The sequence below is a fragment of the Pseudobutyrivibrio sp. MD2005 genome (assembly GCF_000621865.1).
Taxonomy (GTDB): Bacteria; Bacillota; Clostridia; order Lachnospirales; family Lachnospiraceae; genus Pseudobutyrivibrio.
On the sequence record NZ_JHXE01000008.1, the window covers coordinates 125,113 to 146,207 of the forward strand.

Sequence of the window (21,095 nt, forward strand, 5' to 3'; positions counted from 1 at the left end):
GACATCTCCTTGTAGAATTTACTCTATTTCGAACGCATTACGATTGAAACTGAGCGATATCAAATTAATTCTTTTACGTGTTAATTTTTCTGTTATCTCCGATACTATAAAAGATCTAAGTGACTCGATTTTTTGATCTCTATCTGTAAGGTCATAGTAAATACCATCATCCTTGGTAATAATGCGCACCCTATTTCCTGACTCGACAATACACTCCGCCAAAACAGTCTTTTCTGGATTAAGGTCGTATATAAGCATAAACAATTCCTCGAAGAGTATCATGACTCTGTTTACTGTGCCATCACTTTGACCGCTCTCTATTAGTGTATCCCCTATTTTATCCCTAATAGCAACAATCACTTCAGGGGTGACTTCAAACTCATACATCCAGATATGACGTTCTCTTTCTAATGGCGGAATAAATAACACATAACTATCCCTGCCATATTTTATGCAAACATAAAAGTATGCTATTAGATAGCCAAAGACAGGTGCTATCATAATTCCAATAAACAAGCCGTATACACCCCAAAGATAATCACCTATTACAGCAAATGGAACCGCAATAACAAAATCTCGCAAAGCACATATCAAAACTCCCAAAGGAATTTTATCAATAAGAATATAATAAGAGGAGTCAAGATACATTCTGCTTGTAAAAATCAGTGTTATAGACATTATGCGAAGTCCATCTACTGCAATTTTTACTGTTTGAGGATTCTCTATACCGAAATAGTAGACTATATAAGGAGCCCCAAGCATTATTCCAACTGTAACAATAATGCTTATAATTGCTGCAGTCTTCCTTGCCAGTTTCCAGACTTCTATTACGCCCTGATATGTTTTTTCTCCAAGATACACACTTATAATAGGAGTAAGAGCATCGCCGACTCCACTAAACACAATTTGGATTTCTTTTATAAAAGCGATTATGGGAACCAGTGCCAGCATGCTACCATTATAGGTTCTAAAAATAAATGAATTCATAATTGAAAGGAATAGCATCAAAAATAAATAAGTACTAGAATCCACAATACTGTATTTCACAATTTTGATAAACTTAGAAAATGAAAAATATAGTTTGATACGAAGTGAATTTCCTCTCCTAATAAAATGAAATGATAGGATGAATAATGATGCAACAAGGCTAATAAATGATGCAAATCCAAGACCACTTGCGCCATTTATCCCTGCTAAATAAACTGATAGAACTATATTGCTGATAGCCGAAGTCACATTAGCAATCGTACTAAGCAACTCATCTCCATCAGCAAAGACCATGCCTGAAAGAAGCGCTTCAAATGGTGAAATCAAAACAACATATTTTATCCAGAAAAGATAATTTTCTGCATGTATCAAAGTTGCACTCTCTGGATTCATGTATTCAAGATATGTATTTCCGCAAAAATAAAGCAAAACAAAAAGTACTACACCTATAAAAGAAGTGCATAGTATCCCAACACCTAAAGTATTGTCGGCTTCGCTTTTTTCAAAAGCACCAACTTCTCTTGAATAAATAATTGGAACTCCCAGTGAAAACAAGAGCGCAAAAAAGGATGCCAGCGAATAGGCAGGCATTACCAGATTAACACCAATAACAGCATGCTCTCCTAGCCTTAGTCCAGCTATGAATGCATCTGCCATGACTGTAAATGTTAAAAAAAACGATGTAATTATTCCACCTGTAAGCATGGAATAGAATTTTGAAGAAATAAATGTCTTTTTAGATAACATGTTGTCTACACCCCTGTAATTCAATTCTATAGAATGAAATTGTATTTTTTGTGAAAACAACGCTTATAATTAAAAAGGCCGGCGATTTTTATCCTCATATCAGATATAAAATCGCCAAAATGTGTTTAAACAACAACAAGCTGGCGATTTATCCTACATAATTAGGTTATAAATCGCCAGCTTGTTATTTTCAAGAAGTTAAATTGAATCAAACTTTATTTAATTTTTGCTATTACATCAAGCACAATACTAATTGACTGCTCTGCTGCCTTGCCTGCAAATGTGTTGTAATCCATAGCACTGCCTTCTGCGTCAGAGATAGAACGAATAAGTGTAAATGGAATCTTATTGACATAGCATGTGTGAGCTATGCTTGCGCCTTCCATATCTGCAGCAATAGCATCAAAGCGATTTCTGATAGTCTCGCGCTGCTTATTTGTATCTACAAACAAGTCACCTGATGCAATTACACCTGTCTCGTAATTGATTCCCTTTGCAGCGAGCACGCTTGTTACAGCCTTTCTGAGCTCATCATCTGCAGCAAAGTTGATTACATTGATTCCTGAAATCAAGCCTTGAGGGTCACCAACTGCTGTAGTGTTCATATCATGCTGAACAGCTGACTCTGCAACTGCCACATCAAGCACCTTTAGAGTAGGAACAAGTGAACCAGCTACACCGATATTGATGATATGATCTACTCCAAAGTGAAGAGCCATAATCTCTGTACAGATAGCAGCAAAAACTTTTCCGATACCACTAACTGCTGCTACCACTGGTACACCTTCTATCTCACCACAGATAAAAGTAACTCCACTGATTGTCTCAGTAGTCTGATTTTTTATAGATGGCTTGAGATTCTCAATCTCAATCTGCATCGCACCGATGATTCCGATTTTCATAAATGTCCCTCCTATTTGCGTATTAAGAATCAAAAAACTGTCTACCGTCATCTGTAACTAAGCGCTCAGACTTTGGATATACGAAGATAGCTTCGTTATCTGCATTCTCTTCAAGGTATTTTGCAAAACGTGCAGCATACCACTTAGCCATTGGAAGATTATGCATAAGGTTATTTCCACAGTTAACTGGCTCTGAACCTGGCACCTCATCAGCATCAGCAACAGACTTGTATGCTCTGAGTACTAAATCGTGGATTTCCTTTGGTGTACGGTCTCCCTTCATGATGAGATAGCATCCAGTAAGGCATCCCATAGGGCCCCAGTATACAATCTGATCCTTCCAATCAGGCTCATTTCTTAAAAATGTAGCAATGATATGTTCAAGTGTATGCATAGCCGCAACATCAACTGCAGGCTCCGTATTTGGTTTTGTCATTCTTATATCGTATGTAGTAACCTTGTAGTCTCCAAGTGTATCTACTCTACTAGTAAAGATTCCTGGAACGATCTTTGTGTGATCAACAGAAAAACTTGCTATTAATTCCATTTTTAATCTCCTTTACATAAATGGGTTGTTACTATATTTTTTATCCTAGCACAATATTCCTTGCTTTTCCATTATAATTCAAGCTTCGCAAGCATCTGCGCCATTGTCTCCCCGTATACGGGATGCCTTAACCATGGGGCAATTTGTGCTAGTGGCTTCAGTACGAAATCTCTAAGATGAAGCTCAACATGAGGAATGGTAAGATCATTTGTTTCCATTACTAAATCATCATATAAAAGGATATCTAAATCAAGTGTCCTTGGTCCCCAATGAATTGTTCTTACGCGTCCTGCTTCGTTTTCTATCTTATGTAGCTCATTAAGCAATTCATTTGGTGTAAATAGTGTTCTTATTAGCATGGCACTATTTAAAAAGTCATCCTGCTCTACTCCACCATAAGGCTTTGTTGTGATATAATCCGCCACCTTTATTACTTTTGTGTTCTTTAGCTTATCAATCTTTTGAACAGCATCATCGAGATATTTCTTTGTATCTCCCATATTGCTTCCAAGAGCAAGCGCTACATCATGCCAGGCTCTATGAATCTTCACGCTGACTGTCTCAAGAGGCAGCCCTATTGGAGCCCCTGGCTTTTCAATTTCCACATCTATTTCCTGCACAAGTGGATTACTTACAAGAAGATGTGTGGCCAGCTCTTCCGCACATCGCTCTATAAGCTTATAAGTATTGGCTGTCAAAAAATCATTTATCTGATGGCAGACAGTCCCATAGTTAACCGACTGCTCCAAATCATCTGTCAGGCCTGCACTTCTTGTGTCCACATAAAGGGCTACGTTTATCACAAACTTCTGACCAAGCTTGTTTTCCTCTGGAAACACACCATGATTTGCAAATATCTCCAAGCCTTTTATTGAGATTTTATCATATACATTTTTGCTCATTTAAAATTGCCCTCGTCATTTCTATAGCTCTTTTATTTTCCTTAACATCATGAACTCTTACAAATGCTGCGCCCTTCATCACTCCCATTACTGTGGTTGCAATAGTTCCCTCCACTCTTTCATCTGAAGGTAAATCCAAGGAAAGACCTATCATAGATTTGCGGGATGTAGCAAGCAAAACAGGATATCCAAGCTTGTTAAGCTCCTCTAATCTGTTGGTAAGAATCAGATTCTTTTCAAGGTCTTTTGCAAATCCAATGCCTGGATCCAAAATGATATTGTCCTTTTTAACCCCTGCTTTCAGCGCTATATCAACAGAATCCTGTAAATCACTTAGCACATCTTCTATATAATTGGTGTAATCCATATCTGGCCTATTATGCATTAGGCATACAGGTACATCATACTGGGCTGCAAGCTGGGCGATTCGAGGAACACCTCCACAATTTTCGTAGAACTTCTCGTATCTAAATCCCCAGATATCATTAATAAGATCTGCGCCACTCTTTAAAGCCTCTGCGATAACATCAGCCTTATAACTATCGATAGAAACAGGGATATCGAAATCTGATTTAATCATTTCGATAACAGGTGCAACTCTCTCAATCTCTTCGTTGATTGATATCTGTTCATGTCCAGGACGTGTGGATTCTCCGCCAACATCGATGATGTCGGCCCCCTCCTCTATCATCTTTGCGACATGTTCTTTTGCTTTATCTAAAGTGTTCCACTTGCCTCCATCAGAAAAGGAATCAGGTGTCACATTAAGTATTCCCATCACATAGCATTTATAGTCAGTGCTATTTACATCAAATTCTTTGTTGCCTATCTTCATTTTGTGTTCTCCCTTTTTGCCAGCCTAAGATTAGATATATACTTCCATATTACGTTTTTCCATGCTCCAATTGCACTCCTTTTGAGCCGTGCAATCAAAGCACTGGCGAGCCGCCTTGTCCGCTATATACAAAATGTCACCCAAGGTATTTTGGGTGTTATCCACATGATTGCTACGATGATTTCTTATGGCATCCACAATAAGTGCAATATCATCCTCACTATATCCACAATCCGCAAGAATTATCCCCGCCAAATCGGCGCCAGCCTCTTCATGTGGAATGCCCTCATCGTATTGCTTAGCCCTTCCGATATCATGCAATATGGCCGCAGCATAAATTATATTTCTGGAAATCCCAAGATTGTGTTCTAGATTCAAGATGTAAGCTATACGAGCAACGTCCATAAAATGGTCAAAACCATGATTACAAAAGATTCTATCCACCTCGAATTTTCGAATCCTCTCAAGCTCCTTCTGATAAAGTGGATGCTTATATATCCTTTGACATTCTGAAATATTATCGATTTGATACATATTGTTTTCCATAAACAAAAGCCCTCCTCATGCTAGTCCTGACAACTACATAAGAAGGGCTTATAAATTTAAAGCAATATCGTCTTGATATGTAGCAGTGGGATGCGACTTCAAAACCGCAAGCAAAATCTTTTCGTCCAAGTGACAACTCCCCGTTCACCTGGCACTTAACGCTTTGAAATCTACTCTGCATTAATGTGTGTGCGCTCTGCGCATTCTTTTGTAAAGATACTACTATGTTTTCTATTCTATTTCAATATGAAAATGCACTACATTCTGGTAGTATCTAGGGATTTTTCTCCTACCTGATTTCAATATTAATCCTATTTGGCAAGTTTTCGTCTTCCACGCACTCATAGGTCAGGTTCTCAGCCAGACCTTTTAAAACCGAAACACTCAGATTATCATCTGATTTTGTCAAATCTGTCCGCTCACCACTATACTCAAATGTCCACTTAGCTACACCTGATTCCTCAGAATATTCGCAGACAGACTTTACAAGGGGTGTTCTGGAATATGGAATTAAAAGCTGGGTTGCTTCCTCGAACACAAGCCTGATACGATTTGTCAGCTTTGGAGTAATTTGATTTTTGCCGCACCAAACCTCAATCAGACGAGCCATACCAAGGAAATCATAGTCATGACTGTCAATGTTCAGCTCAAGCACCTTTAGCTTGTGTACAAACCGTCTGGTTTTCTCACGTTTCGGATGGTCAAAGATTTCCTCTGGGGTGCCTTCTTCGTATATTCCACCCTCATCCATGTAAAACACACGATTAGATATTGCCCTGGCAAGATTCATTTCATGAGTGACAATCATCATGGTCTTTCCAGTCTTGGCCAATTCGCGGATAACTGCCTGCACTTCCCCAACCATTGTAGGATCTAATGCACTTGTAGGCTCATCCAATAGTATTACCTCTGGATCCATAGCCAGTGTGCGAGCTATTGCAATGCGCTGTTTCTGTCCGCCAGATAGCTCATCCGGGTAGCTCAAGGCTTTTTCCCCGAGACCTACCATTCTAAGCAGACGCATGCCCTCATCGTAGGCTTCCTGCTTGCTTATGCCTAGCAAATCCATAGGAGCCAGAGTAATATTTTCAATCACTGTCTTGTGACCAAATAAGTTGAAGTTTTGGAATACCATTCCAACACGCTTTCGAACCTCATTCATATCACAATCTGGAGCCGTAACTTCCACATCATCAACCCAGATTTTGCCAGATGTTGGCTTTTCTAATAGGTTGATGCAACGTAACAGCGTACTCTTTCCTGTACCTGATGGTCCGATAACAGATATTACATCTCCATCATTTATCTCCACACTTACATCATTAAGAGGTGTGACGCTAGCATACTGCTTTTTCAAATGTTCTATTCTAATCATCTGTCTTCACCCCTTTCAAAATATCTGATGCTTTGCGTAACTTAGGATTTAGTTTAATGGTTATCTTATTAATAATTAATCCAAGCACTCCCTCTAGCACAAAATATATTATGGTTACAGCAATCAGAGGGAAAAATGCTTCATAGGTACGGCTTCGAACAATATCTCCCATTTTGGTCAAATCCTGTACAGCGATATAGCCCACAATGGCAGTTGCCTTAATCAGCCCCACAATCTCACCTTTATATGCAGGCAGAACATGAGGTAATGCCTGAGGGAGAATGATTTTGAAAAATGTTCTGCGATTGGAATATCCCAAGGCATAAGCAGCTTCATACTGACCTATGTCTATTGCGCCTACGCCAATCTTTAAAAGCCCATACACCGAAGCGCCAAAAGACAGGGTAAACCCAATAACTGCAACCGCAATTCCGTTAATGGAAATATCACCAAAAACAATATAAAAAAGAATCATCAAAAGGACTACCATAGGCATTCCACGTACCAGCCAAAAACAAAAACGTGTAACTGCGTTGGCTACTGGATTTCCGTTTCTACAAAGCATCAGTACAGAAAATCCTAATATTGTACCAAGAAGTAAAGATAGAAGTGTTATTACCATTGTGGTTATAACACCATCCACAAACAGCTTCCATCGACCTTCTCGGATAAATGTTTTGTTGAAGCTATCTTTAGTAGTATCTATAAATGACCTAACTTCTGATGAAGAAGTCTGAGTGTCAGACGAAGCCCTGACAATCAATTCAAAGGCAGCAGGATAGTATTCAACAAAATCTACTGCCTGTGCTCTCTCCTCAGTGATAATAATGCTTCCGGCTCCCATATCAGCTTTGCCAGATTGCACCGCCGCAAGTATTGCCGAAAACTCCATGCCGGTGAACTCCACTTTTACATCCAGCTTTTCAGCCATCATAAGGATTATTTCAAGATCGAATCCTTTAAGCTCACCATCTCCACCTACATAACTCATGGGCTCAAGTGTATCACATACTGCCACCTTTACTGTGCCATTGGCCCCTTCCCAATCCTGCTCAGGGAGGACTTTTACACTTTCATCTGCCCCAGTCCACTTGTACCATGCATTTTCAATATCAGAGGATGAAAGCTTATCGTAAGCATCCTGCCATTCATCTCTACGGCTATCCCCCTTTGAAAATGCAATTCCAAATTCGCCATCCTTCAGACTCTGTGGAAACAATACAAGATCCGAATTTCTATTTAGAGCCAATTGGCCAACTGCGTTATTCATCAAAAAGGCATCAGTTTTATGGGTTTTAAGAGCCTGTATCATATCTGGCGTGCTGTTGAAGAAAGTAAACTCTCCTACATCTGGAGCTTTACTCTTAACCAACTCTTCAAATGGTGCCCCAGTGAGCATAGAAACTGTCTTGCCAGACAGCTCAGAAAACTCAGTAAGTTCTGGCTTGGCAGCATCTGCATCCTTGACCATAATACCAATCTCTTCAATAAAAGTAGGCTGTGAAAAACTGACGACTTCTCTTCTTTCTGGAGTAGCAAACATTGCAGCAAATACACAGTCCACATCCCCCACCTCTAGAGCTGCAATTAAACCGTCATAATTATATACATTAAACTCGATTGTGGCTCCCAGCCACTGGGCAAATCTATAAGCAAGCTCAATGTCATAACCTCTAAGCTCTTTTCCAACATAGTAGGTATATGGTTCATAAACACCAGAAGTGCCCACAACCAGATGAATATCAGAAGTTTCTGGAACGTCAATCTTTGGCATAGTTGTATCACCATTTATTATCCAACGATTTTGCATATCGTCACGTGTACCATCTTCATTTATTTCATCAATAAACTCATTTATTTTATTCTCTAAATCAGGAATTTCAGTTTTAGGAGATATTGCTGCCGCCATGGTGTAGCTCTCCCCTAAAGTCTCATCCAAAAGCTTAACGCCTTGCTGCCCATTCTTGATTGACGTTTCCATTGAAGTTTTGCCGAAAACATAGGCGTCTAATTTGCCCTGGGCAACTGCAGTGTAGCCCGTAATAGGATTGCTGTAATATACAATCTGAGCCTGAGGCAGTTTCTGGGCAACCACTTTGTCTTCACCTGTGCTCTCATTCATACCAATGGTGCATTCTGGGCTGTTGAGCTGTTCAAGTGATGTTATTGTCGAGTCATCCTGCCCTTCGTCTTTCGATTTGCAACCGGCAAACAAAGTAAGCGACAACGCCAGTATGCTGATTATGATAAATGTTCTTTTCATCATATCCCCTCAGTCCCCCATCACATATATACGTACTGTCTCGTTTATTATCTGACATTTCGCGAGTCCAATGGGCATTTTCACACATTTTTTAGAATTAATTGATATACTTACCATATCTATCAGTATGAGGAGATTACAATGTTCACTTCAAAGGATTATTTCGATAATAATAAAGAGAAGAAGCCTTACAGCAATCCAGCGGAACACCTACATGATTGCATTCAATTGCTTGATTTTTTGATAGATAAAACAGTTTCGTTCATGCTCAATGAACCTACAGATGTGTATCTGCCTGGAAGTATTATGTCTGATTCAATGGCCCAGTTTTATTATGAAACTGGCCCTTTAGAGCGCAATAATAGCGTTTGCTCCGATGATTTCAAGAATGATTTTCAGTTGGCATTGAATCATATAAGAAGCAGAGAAGAAGCTACTGGAATTGAGCTTCCAATTGTAACGCTGCGACAGGAATTTGACCTTAATTTTTTTGAGGAGCTTTCCTTACTGCTTTGCATTGGTTATTCACTAAATATTAATCGAAGGAATCTCTATGCCTACATTGCCAATGACGCCGCTCTTAATACTCCCACCACTGGTGTGCTATTTTGCATCTATCAGCAGATTGATAAAGATGCAGACATAAGCATGTTGTTTAATCTCACAAATAATATGGGAAAAATGAATATATTTTTCCTGATTCCCTTTGACAATCAGACCTCTAAAAAGTCTCTTATGGAGATTCCTTTGGCACTTAGAGATGATGTGTTTTCTTATATACTTTCCCAAGAAAATCCGGCTCAAAGTATTCCCTATACACGGGTATATGAATACGAAAAAACAAACCTTGATATATTTAGCCAGCTGTCTTCCTACGATATTAAAGACGATGGATTTGTTTATATATCCTCTGAAGAGCCAGAGGATGTGCTTCAGTTTATAAGAGAAAAAAATGATGAGAGTATACTTGTATTAAACAGTGAACTATTGCTTTCTGACGCTAAAGGCTATAGACCAAATCATGTGGAAAAGCAGCTAACACACACCATTTCTATGCTGTTATTTAGGCTAAGAACAAGCGATGATATTCTTTGCGTAAAAATGCCTTATCCTCTGCATGAATATAGCAGCCTGGTGTTACAAATCATTAATCAGTATTTGCCTAATAAAACTATTTATATTTATGGAGCAGATAAATTCCCAATTGAGCTTGTTTCTTCAGTATATAGAATTTCATCCATAGATTTGCCTACAGTAGATTTTGAAGAGCGAGAACGAATCTGGAATTATTTTCTAAGCAAAGAAGGCATGAAGCTTAATTCCGATATTAATATTTCTGATTTGGCAGATTGCTACGAAATAGCATTTTCTAAAATCCGCTATATAGTTACTGCAACTGCTAGAAAAGCTAAATGGAAAGGAGAAACCCAGCTTGATTCCTTTGAGCTAAAGGAACAACTCAGACACATGGGAGAATCTGGATTTATGTCCCTAGCTGTTTACATTCCTCCTGTTTACTCCATTGATGATTTAGAAATAAATGACACGCAAAAGAATGTCCTTAAGATAGCCTGCAACCGCTTTAAAATAAAAAATCGTGTAGAGAAAAAGCATGGAATAAAACGAAGCGGTGCTTACGGTAACGGAGTGTCTGTACTTTTGTGTGGGCCACCCGGAACAGGAAAAACCATGGCAGCTCAAGTAATATCAAAGGAATTGTCTCTGCCACTTTATAGAGTAGATTTGTCACAGCTTATATCAAAATACATTGGTGAAACTCAGAAGAACATAAACGAGATATTTGATCAGGCAAGAAAGTCCAATGTAATACTATTTTTTGATGAAGCTGATGCTCTTTTTTCAAAGAGAACAGAAGTAAAAGATTCAAACGATAAATATGCTAATTCCGAGACAGCCTACCTGCTGCAAAAAATTGAAGGCCATAGCGGTATGAGTATTCTTGCCACAAACCTGTTTTCAAACTTCGATGCAGCATTTGTCAGACGTTTATCTTATGTCATTCATCTTGAGAAACCTGACGAAGCTACCAGATTGAATTTATGGCAATCAATTCTTCCAGTTACGGTTGAACTAGCTAAAGATATAGACTTTAAGTTTTTCGCCAATAAATTTGATTTTTCTGGCAGTGAAATCAAGAGCATTTTATATAGTGCGATGTATATGGCCGAATCAGAAGGTCGGCCACTAGGTAATAAAGATATCGCCAGAGCAATACAATTAAGGCCAGATAAGCATAGTTCTATTAATATGGCCGCTGAACTTGGTAAATATTCTGGATTTATGCTTTCTTAGCAAATTGGAGGTTTTTATGTCAGATTTTAATAACATACTCGATGAAGTCAATGAAATTGATCCTAATTTAGGACTAGCCAATTCCAATAATGATATTGATGATGAGACCGATCAGGCTGTGCGCGTAAATACAAACCCTATTCCTGCCACTACAACTGAAGAAGGTGTAGCCTTAGGCGAAGCTCATCTTAGTATCCAAGCTAAAAAGCAGCAGCTAATTGCGTCTAAAGTAAAACACTGGGGAATCAGCTTTAGCGATAGCAACAAGATGGCAAGAATAAAAAGGGCTATTCCAGCCCTAGATAATGCCCTAACACAAAATATGCCTACACAGATAGATTCTTTCAACGACGCTCTTAAACATATTAATGATTTATACGGTGAAGTTATTGACGCTTGTATCTCTTATGTAGGAAACATAAAAACTCGAGATAGAGGAAAATCAAGAGATGGAAAAACCAGACTTGAGTTAACTCAGCAGGTTTTAGAGCAGACAAAAAAAGAGGCTGGCGCTTTTCAAGTCTATGCCACTGAATATTTCGCTGAACATGGTGAAGAAGGAAATCCTTGGACTTCAGTTCTTTATATGGTACGTGCAAATGATTTGCGTAAGGATTCCGATAGTTTTGAAGAAGCTTCTGGTGGTGGCATTTCTACAGTTTATAGAAGAAAAGTAAAAGATAATGAAAATGACAAGGCTCCCAATAAAGACAAAAAAAAGGATCCATTCAAAACAACTTATATAAAAGCTGAAGAAAGCCTTGCTTGGAAAGGAACCTATGATTCTGCTATAGAATTATATTTAAGTAGTGGCGCTCCGAAGGCTAAAGAGATTGTAGATGCATATAAAAAAGCTGAAAAAGGTCTTTGTAATAATATCAATTATGTGTGGGACTCCGTGGATCGCGCTTTAGATTTAGATCTTAATGAAAAGTTAAATAAATCACACAAGGAATACCTACAATATGAAGCAGAAAAAAGAGAACAAAATCTTAATCTCGCTATAAATTATTTAAGTACTTATAAAGAAACACAGATTTTCATAAATGAAAATAGAGAAGCAATAAAAGTCTTTCTCACATACATACATAGAAAAGCTGCAGAATTCAACGTTGCAACAAAATCCGCTGGAATTGCTCCTGGTTCTATAATATCCAATAGAAACGTGTCTACCAGCCGCGTTGCAAAAAAGCTTGGCGTCAAAGATGTTGTAGCAGAATCACAAACCATTCTTATGAAAGACAAAAATGGTTCTATGATTAAAGCCAATGAGATGGAAGACGCTGGAAGCAATAATTTGCATGATACTCTTATGCGAGCCAAGCGCCATAAGTTAGACGTTGTATTTACGCCAAGAGCATTGAAACAGGCTTGGGAGCTTCAAGTATTAGACCTTATTTGTGGACAGGTAGATCGTCACATAAATAATTATTCTGTAGATGCTGAATTAGATCATAAGCGTTGCCAAATGATAGTAAAGAGTGTAAAAGGCTTCGATAACGATATGTCATTTGGTGCGAAAACTTTGTCTGCTATGAATAAGTCGCCACATGTAAAATCTCTTGTTTCCGACGGAAAGATTAGCGTACCATATCTATCTAGGAGTTTTTATGAAAACATCATGGCATATACGCCTGAAATGGCGGAGTCTGAGCAACTGGATATCCGAAGCAAAGAAGAAATTAAGGCACTTCAATCAAGGCTAAAAGATATTCAAGCCCAATTAAAAAAGCTGGTTGACGATAATAAAATTCAATTGTTAGATAATGACGCACAGTGGCTTGCAGCTGCACGTAATTATTACGCAAATATAGATACTAATGAAAAATACTATGCAGATTCTTATGTAGTACTAAAACTCAACTAATTAACAACATAAAAGCCGGTAAGTTCATTAAAACTTACCGGCTTTTAATTTACATATCCGTTGTATCAACTGACTTTTCCTCCACCTCCATACTATCTGTGTGGAATGTAGCCTGGCTATCGAATACGCTTTGTTTGTTGTTGATAGCATAAGCATCTGCCATAGCGTGAAATATATCACCATTATCAGCATTGAATGAAACTGGATTAGGACGTGTCATGAATAGCTCATCCACCTGTTCTCCATCATCATTATTCCACTCTTTCAGCTTATCTCGTTCTTCCTTTGCCTGTTCCTCGTCGGTGATTAGCTGCAGATAAGCTTCCCAATCTGTTCCTCTAATCATAAAATACTCCCACTACTGAATTATGATATGTCCATCAAGCCTCTTCTTTTCATCGAGACTTCCATTCTTTTCATCGTACATTTGAGCATTCATATCAAGATATGTGTAGCCATCCATTGAAGACTTCTTTTCAAGATATACAATGTTTAAATTGGCTCTAACTGGAATAAACTGTTTTAGAAGATACATGATTTGCATACGCTTATCTTCTGGCACAAAGTTTTCCACAAACATTATGATATCAAATGGAGAATTACCATATATATTTTTATCCGCATCCAGATTATCCATCATAGCCTGCTCAACAATTATAGGCTTCTCTTCAAGGACGATCTCACACAGCTTCTCAAGGGCTGCCCTAGTACCCTTCATTCTGTTAAGGCTATACAAGCTTTTTACTAGTGTTCTTAGCTGATCGTCACTTAAAAAGCTTCCCTCAACGTTTACTCCCATCCAGCTGGCAAATACAGGTAAAAGCTCTACTGGCGTGGTGTCTATGTCTAAAAGCTTAGGCGCAGCTTCCAACTGCTCCTGAAAATCATTGTAGATAGTTGAAAAAATAGATAGGTACTTTTTCAAAAATTCATTGTTCTGCTGATATATTTCCGGCAATGTCTGGAAGAAATTATCTCCTGGTAAAAACATTCGTATTTGCGATATGCTACAGTCTTCCGTACCTAGGATCTCAAGATAAATAAAGCAATAACGTCCCACAACATCAAACAATATGGCATCGCTAGTTGCTATATATGCTTTGTTTTCTACAGAAATAAACACTTTTGCCTTTTCATTCAACGGAATACTGCTATCTAGTAGAAATTCATTCCAGGTGGTTTGTTCGCTCATGTATTTATTGTCTGTAGCAAAAACATGCACCTTAAATAATACCTCTTCGCTTTTTTCTATTTTCATAGATAATCGGCCCCAAGGCATTTCTGTATCTCCACTGTCTAGCGCAGAAAAAAACACACCGTGCTCGTAGCAATCTTTGTCTATTTTGATGGTTTCTCCATCCAGGGTAATTCCATAAATAGCAGCTTTTTCAAGGCGGCTCTTACGAAATGAATAATTTCTTAAATAGGCCATATCTACTCCTCAATGTTTGTTTCTATATCGACAAATAATTCTCCTGGCACAAGTAAAGCATTAGGGTTTGGCACTATGTCCATTCCACTTAACTTGGCATGTGCCCTATCTCTAGGGGTAATGCTGAAATCATAAACAAAATCAACGCAATCCAGTTTCTCAATATCATGGAACAAATCGTGGAATGATAGGGTTTCGCCAAAGTTTTGATTGCCGTTAACATAGTCTAGAGCTTTAAGCAACAAGTTCTTGATTACTCCATCGCAGTCCTTATAATTCTTTTTCACGTAAATTGTGCCATGAACATCTACAGGAACATACACAGGCTGTACCAACGATACTCTTGTTGTAAGCATTCTTCTGCTCTGCAGATAATCTGTGATAATTTCTGCGTACAGATTAGATATTCCCTGACAGCCTTTATCTGAATAAGGCATCAAAGTAACATATATATCATTTTTATTCTCTTCTTTGTAGGCATGGACTTTTTTAATACATAGCTCTGGAATTTCCGCAACCAGTTTCTCGTAATCCCTTTCTCTAACTAATGTATATGGCTTTCTCAAATCACCTAAGAATCTATTTGATAATTCCTTTACTGTCTCGCCTGCCCTGCCACCTTCACCAGGAGCCGGATTCGTAAATACGATATCACTATCATACCCTTCTGGTTTGAATTTCTTACCCGCAAGGATATTTCCTTTTTCGCCCTGAGTTACAGCGCAACCACAAATATAGATTGTGGAATTGATATAGTTGCCAGCGTCGTGGACAACTATATGTCCAACATTTTCATCAATGCTGTAGTTTAATACGCCCTCACCATTCTTATCTGGCTTTACAAAACTATAAGAAAAGCTATGATCAGGCTCTTCTGTCTCCACCAAAAGTGAGAAGGACTCCTTTACAACATTTTCAATATTAATATCAAACTCCTGATCATCAAATCCATATAGCTCACCAATTTTATAATGGCGCATCATTTTTTCGTTGTAAGCCACTATTTTAATTGAATCATTAGCTGCTGCTATTTGGTTTGAAAATCTAAATATAAATCTTCCATAGCCTACATGTTCTACATCGAAAGTTCTTTGGCCACTTTCTATTTCACCTGCTGTGTATTCATAATACTTTCCGTCTTTTTCCTTACAATAGACTCTAAAGTATCCTTCCTCAAGCAAGTCTAAATATAGCTGTATTTCCTTTTCCTTGGCAAAAGTGAGGCATGTGCTTTCTGTGCTTTTTTGCCATACTTCGAATAAGAATCCATAAACACCATTTATTACCGGTACCACATCATAGTTTGATTTCTCGAGTGTACCGCGAATCACATAACCCATCTTGCCATTTTCAAATTTATATTCTTGCATTGTTCCAGCGTTTTGCTTGATTCGAAGCTCCCCACTGGCAACCATGCCGCCTGTGTAGTCATGAACTGTGATTGGTGCAAATCCCTTATCTGTATAGGCTTCCCACTTTATTTCTCCAAAAGAATTAACAAACTTTCTATCTACAGTCGGATTGCGCCACTCATTATGAGATTGGCGAATATAGAATATAGCATCTTCCCCTTGTGCAATAGGATTCTCTATGCAGAAATAGAATTCCATACCCTCTTTTGCATCCTTGCCAAATGGATATCGATCAACTGTCATCTCATCATAAAGAATCAATGATAAATCCTCTATTTCTCCAGCCTTGGAGATACTATATAAGCCAATAATTTTGTTGCCACCGATTTCCACCTGACGATTGCACTCGTAGGAAAGATCTCCCAGAGTAAAACGCTGATTAACAGGGATCAAAAATGGCTCATTTGCATTAAGGGTCTGTAGCAGCACGCGAGCGCATTTATTGTTTTGTCTCCTGAAATTCATCATGTTCAGAAGCTTTTCCTGAACCTCAGGTGACACCGATGCAATCTGTCGCTGCTGATTTAACTGAACAGCAAAAAGGTTTTCCAGAATTGTAATTCCTGGATCAGAAGGATGAAAATTTGTCCAGTCTTTACAATATAATGGAATCTGCATTTTTGCTCTTTCCATTATGTCGTCATAGCTATCTAGTTTATCTTCCTGCGTAAAAATCATCCCAATACCTCTCAATAACTGTCTTTACTAAAATGTATGTATCCTATGTTCCCCACTAACCACTACGAAAAACATATTATTAGGAAGCTCCTCAAGACTAGCAACATGAGTTCCCTCAGCATCTGTGTACTCTGCAACAACTTCAAGTCTTTCTACTCTATTAGCGCCACTTACAGAATTGAGCTTCATAAATATCTGCTTTCTTCTTGGGATAGTTCCTATGTTCCATCCCATATGTGATCCTGAGGAAATTGGATTTAGATATTCCTTCAACACCCTCTTCATTTCTTCCATAACAATAAAGCTATCCTCTGTCATATCTCGCCTAATCCATGCATCCACAGATATTTTTACCTTTAGCGGTTCTACTACAAATACATCATCCTCGGCGACTGTCAGCTCGCTATTTTCTACTACATGTCTTTTTATTGTTGGTGCCAACCTTTGGAAAGTGAGGGAATTCTTTTCAAAGTCCTTCATCAGCACAATGATATTTAATCGATTCTCACTTTTTCTAAGATATGGGTCCACACCACTGACAACTGCTACATGCTCTATATTGTTGGACATGGCAGTTATATCTCTAATGTAATCTGCGGTAGACACAAGCCTTCCGCTGTTGCTTAGCAGATTGGCTCCATGTATAAGGGCATTCTGGAAGCTCTCTATATTGTTTCCTCCAGAAGCTGGAATAGGATTTGTAATATCTCCAATAAAATCCAGATACTCTACGGATTGATTAATGGCATTTTCACTGACGTTACCATTTTCGCCATCACAGCTTCTTACAAATACGCTGAAGGCCGGGCCATCCATGTAGGTAGGTATTTTATTGTACAAACCATCTCCGAATATAACCTGGTTAGTAACTCTATTTAAAATATAATGTCTATCCTCTTTTGTAGAAAACTCTAGAGAATCCACCTCATCCCATTTCACATAGAAATTCTGAATTGCCCCTAAAATATCTACGTCCACCTTCACTTTATCAGGGCTTGTTTTCATAAGGATATCCATCTGCTCAGGTGTAAGCACATTCCTTTCATTTACCCACAATTCAATATCTAAGATATTGTTGCCCTCTATTGGGAATGACATATTCGGTGTGATTTCGTCCAGATAGAATATCTGCTCCTCCTGAGAATCAATATTTAAAACTTCTACAGCGTTAAGCTTTAATTGTTGGATGATAGGAGCAACTATTTCATGGTTAGTCTGTCTGGCTGCAGTCAGTCTTAACCAGTATCCTTCTCTTCCTTCTATAGTTCTTTTTACAATATCCTCAGGTGGCAAAAATCTTATTACACCATTTTGAGAAAGATTGTGAGTGCCATCCTCTATCTGAATCTGCTTGAATCCATCTCGTGCCAAATACTCTAAAGCAAAAGGCTGACATGGCACGGCTGTTCCTGGTTTCAACCCCACAAATAATCCTATCGGACCATTTGATAATGGTTTGTCCAGGCACAGATATAAGGCATTATCGTTATATTGACTAGGATGGAATAAATCCACGCTTTCATCTATGATTACTTCATTACTTACATCCTTTGTTTCATTGCCGCCTATTAACAAGACCTCTTTTGGTTTGTACATCTTATTGTTGTAGTCATATGAACATTTAAGGTTCTTAAAAATAGGATAATGGTGAAGTGAAGGCACCATGTAGCAATTGTATGATTGAATCAACTGAATTCTAATGTAGTGGCCGGCTCTGCCAGATACGTCCACTGACTGCCAATCCGAAGGACATTCGAAAGTAAACTTCATATGCCCTTCATTGCCATTTGCAAACATTCTGATGTCGTAGCCTTCAATATCCAAACGTCTCCAAGAGCTTCCGTTGTAGTAGCACATTGTGACCTCATCTGGATACACATCTGGCCCAACCTCATCGACCTGATTTCTAGGCTTTCTTTTGATTATCTTTAAACTTTCATCCAGCTCCTTTTGGCTTATTTTTACTGCATTTGTATCAAATAATAAATCAAATTCCAATGTAAGAATTGACTCTTGCTTGATGAAATAATTTTCAAGATTAATGTAACACTCTTTATATAAGTCAAGCTTATCTGAAAATGGAGTGAAATTTTCTACTTTAAATGATTCCTCCTCATTACCTACAAAATCCATCTTACGAGGCGAACCTGTAGAGGATATATCTATTCTATCTACACTTATAGTTTCTATAATTGGCTCGTTTGATATGATTTTTAATGTTGTAGGCTCCTGGGCGATTGCTTCAAACTCTTCCTCTTCTTCATCTCCTTCTGGCAGGCCAATGCAACTAAAGTCCTTTTGAAGAATTACACCTGTGGATGTTACGTGGTATTCAGATACCGGCATGTAGCCATTAGGTCCCTTAAACAAAAATGAGAACATTCCATCTCTCATTTTTGATAAAAGAGATTCGTTGCCAATTAAATCTATTTTTATATCTTCGTTTTCAACATCAAAAATGTATGGATGGGAAATGATGACACTATCCTCTCCCTTTGCCTTCATATTTGAAAAATCAAATAGTGGGAATGGTTCAAATGAAAGTTCATCGATAAATTCATTTGCAAATTCATAAACTCTGCCATCACTTTTTCTGGTTAAAAAGCCACCAGCAAATTTTGAATTAGTAACATAAAGTGGTGCGGTAGTTTCAAAGACAACTCTTTCACCTGTCTCTGTAGATAAGAGTTTTGTTCCCATTGGAACAAAGGTACCTTCCATGGTATCTGCAATCAAATCTATAAAGACTACTGAACCAGAAGGCTGAGCCGGCATCAAAGATAGTCCAAGAAGGTTTACAAGCTGTGCATGATATTTAAGCAGCAAATGATTGAAATGCTTAACATTGCTCATTGTCTGCTCGGCATATAAAAGCGCGATAGTAGAACCTATGTCAGGGTTTTCGGTATCGAAATGCCACTGAGGGACATAGGATTTCGCAAGCTCCGCTATTCGCTTCTTAATATCTTCTTCTGTTCTGCCATCTAGAATAATTGAAAAAGAATCATTTACCATAAACTCTTATAACTCCTCTGCCTCATCTTCTATTGCGCTTTCATTGTTTAGATAGAAAGGAAATACAAAGCTATCCATGAAATCACTATCAACCAGATAGTAATCGATGTTAATAATCAATGCGCCCTCTTTACTATTAGGGTCTACATTAATATCAACATCAGATATTCTGGTCTCCTGCTCCAAAATAGTGTTTCTAAGCTCAGATGTAAAAATGTTAAGCATTGTAAGTGAAGTATCCATAAATGTATAACTCATCATCTTGGTACCAAAGTTTGGATTCATAATCCTTTCACCCACGGCTGTCATAAGAATCAGATACAAAGATTCCCTGACGCTATCTCTGCCAGAAGATACCACAAATCTGCCTGTAGCCGGGTCTACCTGTGGTGGAAACTTCATAGACTTGCCTAAATTTGAAAACATATCCATATGCTAACCCTCTCTTCCCTAGCCAAGAGAAATCATATTTCCTCCGATTTTCGTAGAGCCTGAGCTGCTCAATTCTACTGTGGAATTGCCCTCTACCTTTACCTTTGCTCCAGATACGCTTACATTCATATCCGATTTCATAGTAGCGCCTTCCGATGCCTCTACCAAAAGCTTTTTAGCTTTGAGAGTAACCTTGCCAGTGTCTCCATTCATAATTAGAGATATGTTATCACCTACCTGCACTGTGAGATTCTTCGCAGCCTTGATTATCATCTTGCCATTTTCTGTTTTCATAACAATCTGATTTTCTTTTTCTTTATCTGACAGGTACACCTCTTTCTTTTCGTTATCCATGTGAAATTCAAAGGCGTTTTTAGCTGTCTTCAATGTGATGGCATCCTTTGCGCCATCACCTTTATCATTATCAAAAAACTCTAGTGTGTTTCCATTTTTGGTAGTTATTTTTTTGTATTTGTTTTTACTGTCCATAGCCTTTGTGTAAAAGCTATCATTGTCCTTTGGAACACATCCGATGACATATGGTTTATCGATTATGCCATGGTCAAACACTAGCATTACCTGATCTCCAACTTCTGGCAGGAAATAGGTACCCCACTTTGAGCCAGATGACATCTGAACCATCTTTGCCCACTTAAGTTCATTAGCTTTCTTGTCTCGCATTGGAATACTGACACACACTTTGCCAGGGTGATCTTTATCATAGTTTTTTACAACCAATCCAAGGACTACACCCCAAATGCGATTATCCCCAGTTTCTGTTTTAAGTATCTGCTTGTTTGCAATGTCATCAATTACGTCGTATAAACCCATAAGCTTCTCCT

At 38.3% G+C, this 21,095-nt stretch carries 15 protein-coding genes, 1 pseudogene and 1 riboswitch; of the genes and pseudogenes, 2 read left to right on the top strand and 14 right to left on the bottom strand.

Annotated elements, in window-relative coordinates; translation table 11 throughout:
- Nucleotides 1–18: 18 nt before the first annotated feature.
- From T498_RS0102155 to T498_RS0102190, 8 genes and pseudogenes are all read right to left on the bottom strand, one after another.
- On the bottom strand, nt 19–1,734 hold the full coding sequence (locus tag T498_RS0102155) for an MATE family efflux transporter (protein ID WP_028234504.1): 1,716 nt from the start codon (nt 1,732–1,734) through the stop codon (nt 19–21).
- A 215-nt stretch (nt 1,735–1,949) separates the two neighbouring features.
- Nucleotides 1,950–2,636 (bottom strand): 5'-methylthioadenosine/adenosylhomocysteine nucleosidase, encoded by a 687-nt coding sequence (locus T498_RS0102160; protein ID WP_028234505.1) that lies wholly within the window; start codon nt 2,634–2,636, stop codon nt 1,950–1,952.
- A gap of 22 nt (nt 2,637–2,658) precedes the next feature.
- Complete coding sequence (locus T498_RS0102165; protein ID WP_028234506.1) at nt 2,659–3,183, bottom strand: S-ribosylhomocysteine lyase; 525 nt, start codon at nt 3,181–3,183, stop codon at nt 2,659–2,661.
- 71 nt (nt 3,184–3,254) lie between these two features.
- Nucleotides 3,255–4,085, bottom strand: coding sequence for a 2-amino-4-hydroxy-6-hydroxymethyldihydropteridine diphosphokinase (gene folK, locus T498_RS0102170; RefSeq protein ID WP_028234507.1), 831 nt, complete (start codon nt 4,083–4,085; stop codon nt 3,255–3,257).
- On the bottom strand, nt 4,066–4,920 hold the full coding sequence (folP, locus tag T498_RS0102175) for a dihydropteroate synthase (RefSeq protein ID WP_028234508.1): 855 nt from the start codon (nt 4,918–4,920) through the stop codon (nt 4,066–4,068). Before folP ends, folK begins: the two co-directional genes overlap by 20 nt.
- A 30-nt stretch (nt 4,921–4,950) precedes the next feature.
- A complete protein-coding gene (locus T498_RS0102180) occupies nt 4,951–5,466 on the bottom strand; it encodes an HD domain-containing protein (protein WP_242839197.1) in 516 nt (171 codons plus the stop codon).
- An 81-nt stretch (nt 5,467–5,547) separates the two neighbouring features.
- Nucleotides 5,548–5,646: riboswitch (THF riboswitch) on the bottom strand.
- Between the two features lie 478 nt (nt 5,647–6,124).
- A pseudogene (locus tag T498_RS0102185) lies at nt 6,125–6,841 on the bottom strand (amino acid ABC transporter ATP-binding protein); the annotation flags it as partial.
- Complete coding sequence (locus T498_RS0102190; RefSeq protein WP_081779656.1) at nt 6,834–9,107, bottom strand: transporter substrate-binding domain-containing protein; 2,274 nt, start codon at nt 9,105–9,107, stop codon at nt 6,834–6,836. The gene T498_RS0102190 and the pseudogene T498_RS0102185, both read right to left, overlap by 8 nt.
- A 138-nt stretch (nt 9,108–9,245) precedes the next feature.
- Between T498_RS0102190 and T498_RS16050 the strand changes: the two genes are divergently transcribed.
- Both T498_RS16050 and T498_RS0102200 read left to right on the top strand, forming a co-directional pair.
- A complete protein-coding gene (locus T498_RS16050; protein WP_028234512.1) occupies nt 9,246–11,417 on the top strand; it encodes an ATP-binding protein in 2,172 nt (723 codons plus the stop codon).
- A gap of 16 nt (nt 11,418–11,433) precedes the next feature.
- Nucleotides 11,434–13,284 carry a DUF5320 domain-containing protein gene (locus tag T498_RS0102200; protein ID WP_028234513.1) on the top strand — a complete coding sequence of 617 codons (1,851 nt, stop codon included), beginning with the start codon at nt 11,434–11,436 and terminating at the stop codon, nt 13,282–13,284.
- Between the two features lie 49 nt (nt 13,285–13,333).
- On the opposite strand, the gene T498_RS0102205 is transcribed toward T498_RS0102200, so the two are convergent.
- The 6 genes from T498_RS0102205 to T498_RS0102230 are packed head-to-tail and all read right to left on the bottom strand — an operon-like array spanning nt 13,334 to nt 21,084.
- Entirely contained in the window at nt 13,334–13,630 is a 297-nt protein-coding gene (locus T498_RS0102205; RefSeq protein ID WP_028234514.1) for a hypothetical protein, read from the bottom strand.
- Nucleotides 13,631–13,642: 12 nt separating this feature from the next.
- Entirely contained in the window at nt 13,643–14,716 is a 1,074-nt protein-coding gene (locus T498_RS0102210) for a phage tail protein (protein ID WP_028234515.1), read from the bottom strand.
- A gap of 2 nt (nt 14,717–14,718) precedes the next feature.
- A complete protein-coding gene (locus T498_RS0102215) occupies nt 14,719–16,806 on the bottom strand; it encodes a baseplate J/gp47 family protein (RefSeq protein WP_028234516.1) in 2,088 nt (695 codons plus the stop codon).
- 27 nt (nt 16,807–16,833) lie between these two features.
- Nucleotides 16,834–19,821 (bottom strand): hypothetical protein, encoded by a 2,988-nt coding sequence (locus tag T498_RS0102220; RefSeq protein ID WP_028234517.1) that lies wholly within the window; start codon nt 19,819–19,821, stop codon nt 16,834–16,836.
- 6 nt (nt 19,822–19,827) lie between these two features.
- A complete protein-coding gene (locus tag T498_RS0102225) occupies nt 19,828–20,253 on the bottom strand; it encodes a GPW/gp25 family protein (RefSeq protein WP_028234518.1) in 426 nt (141 codons plus the stop codon).
- 18 nt (nt 20,254–20,271) lie between these two features.
- Nucleotides 20,272–21,084 (bottom strand): phage baseplate assembly protein V, encoded by an 813-nt coding sequence (locus tag T498_RS0102230; RefSeq protein WP_028234519.1) that lies wholly within the window; start codon nt 21,082–21,084, stop codon nt 20,272–20,274.
- Nucleotides 21,085–21,095 lie beyond the last annotated feature (11 nt).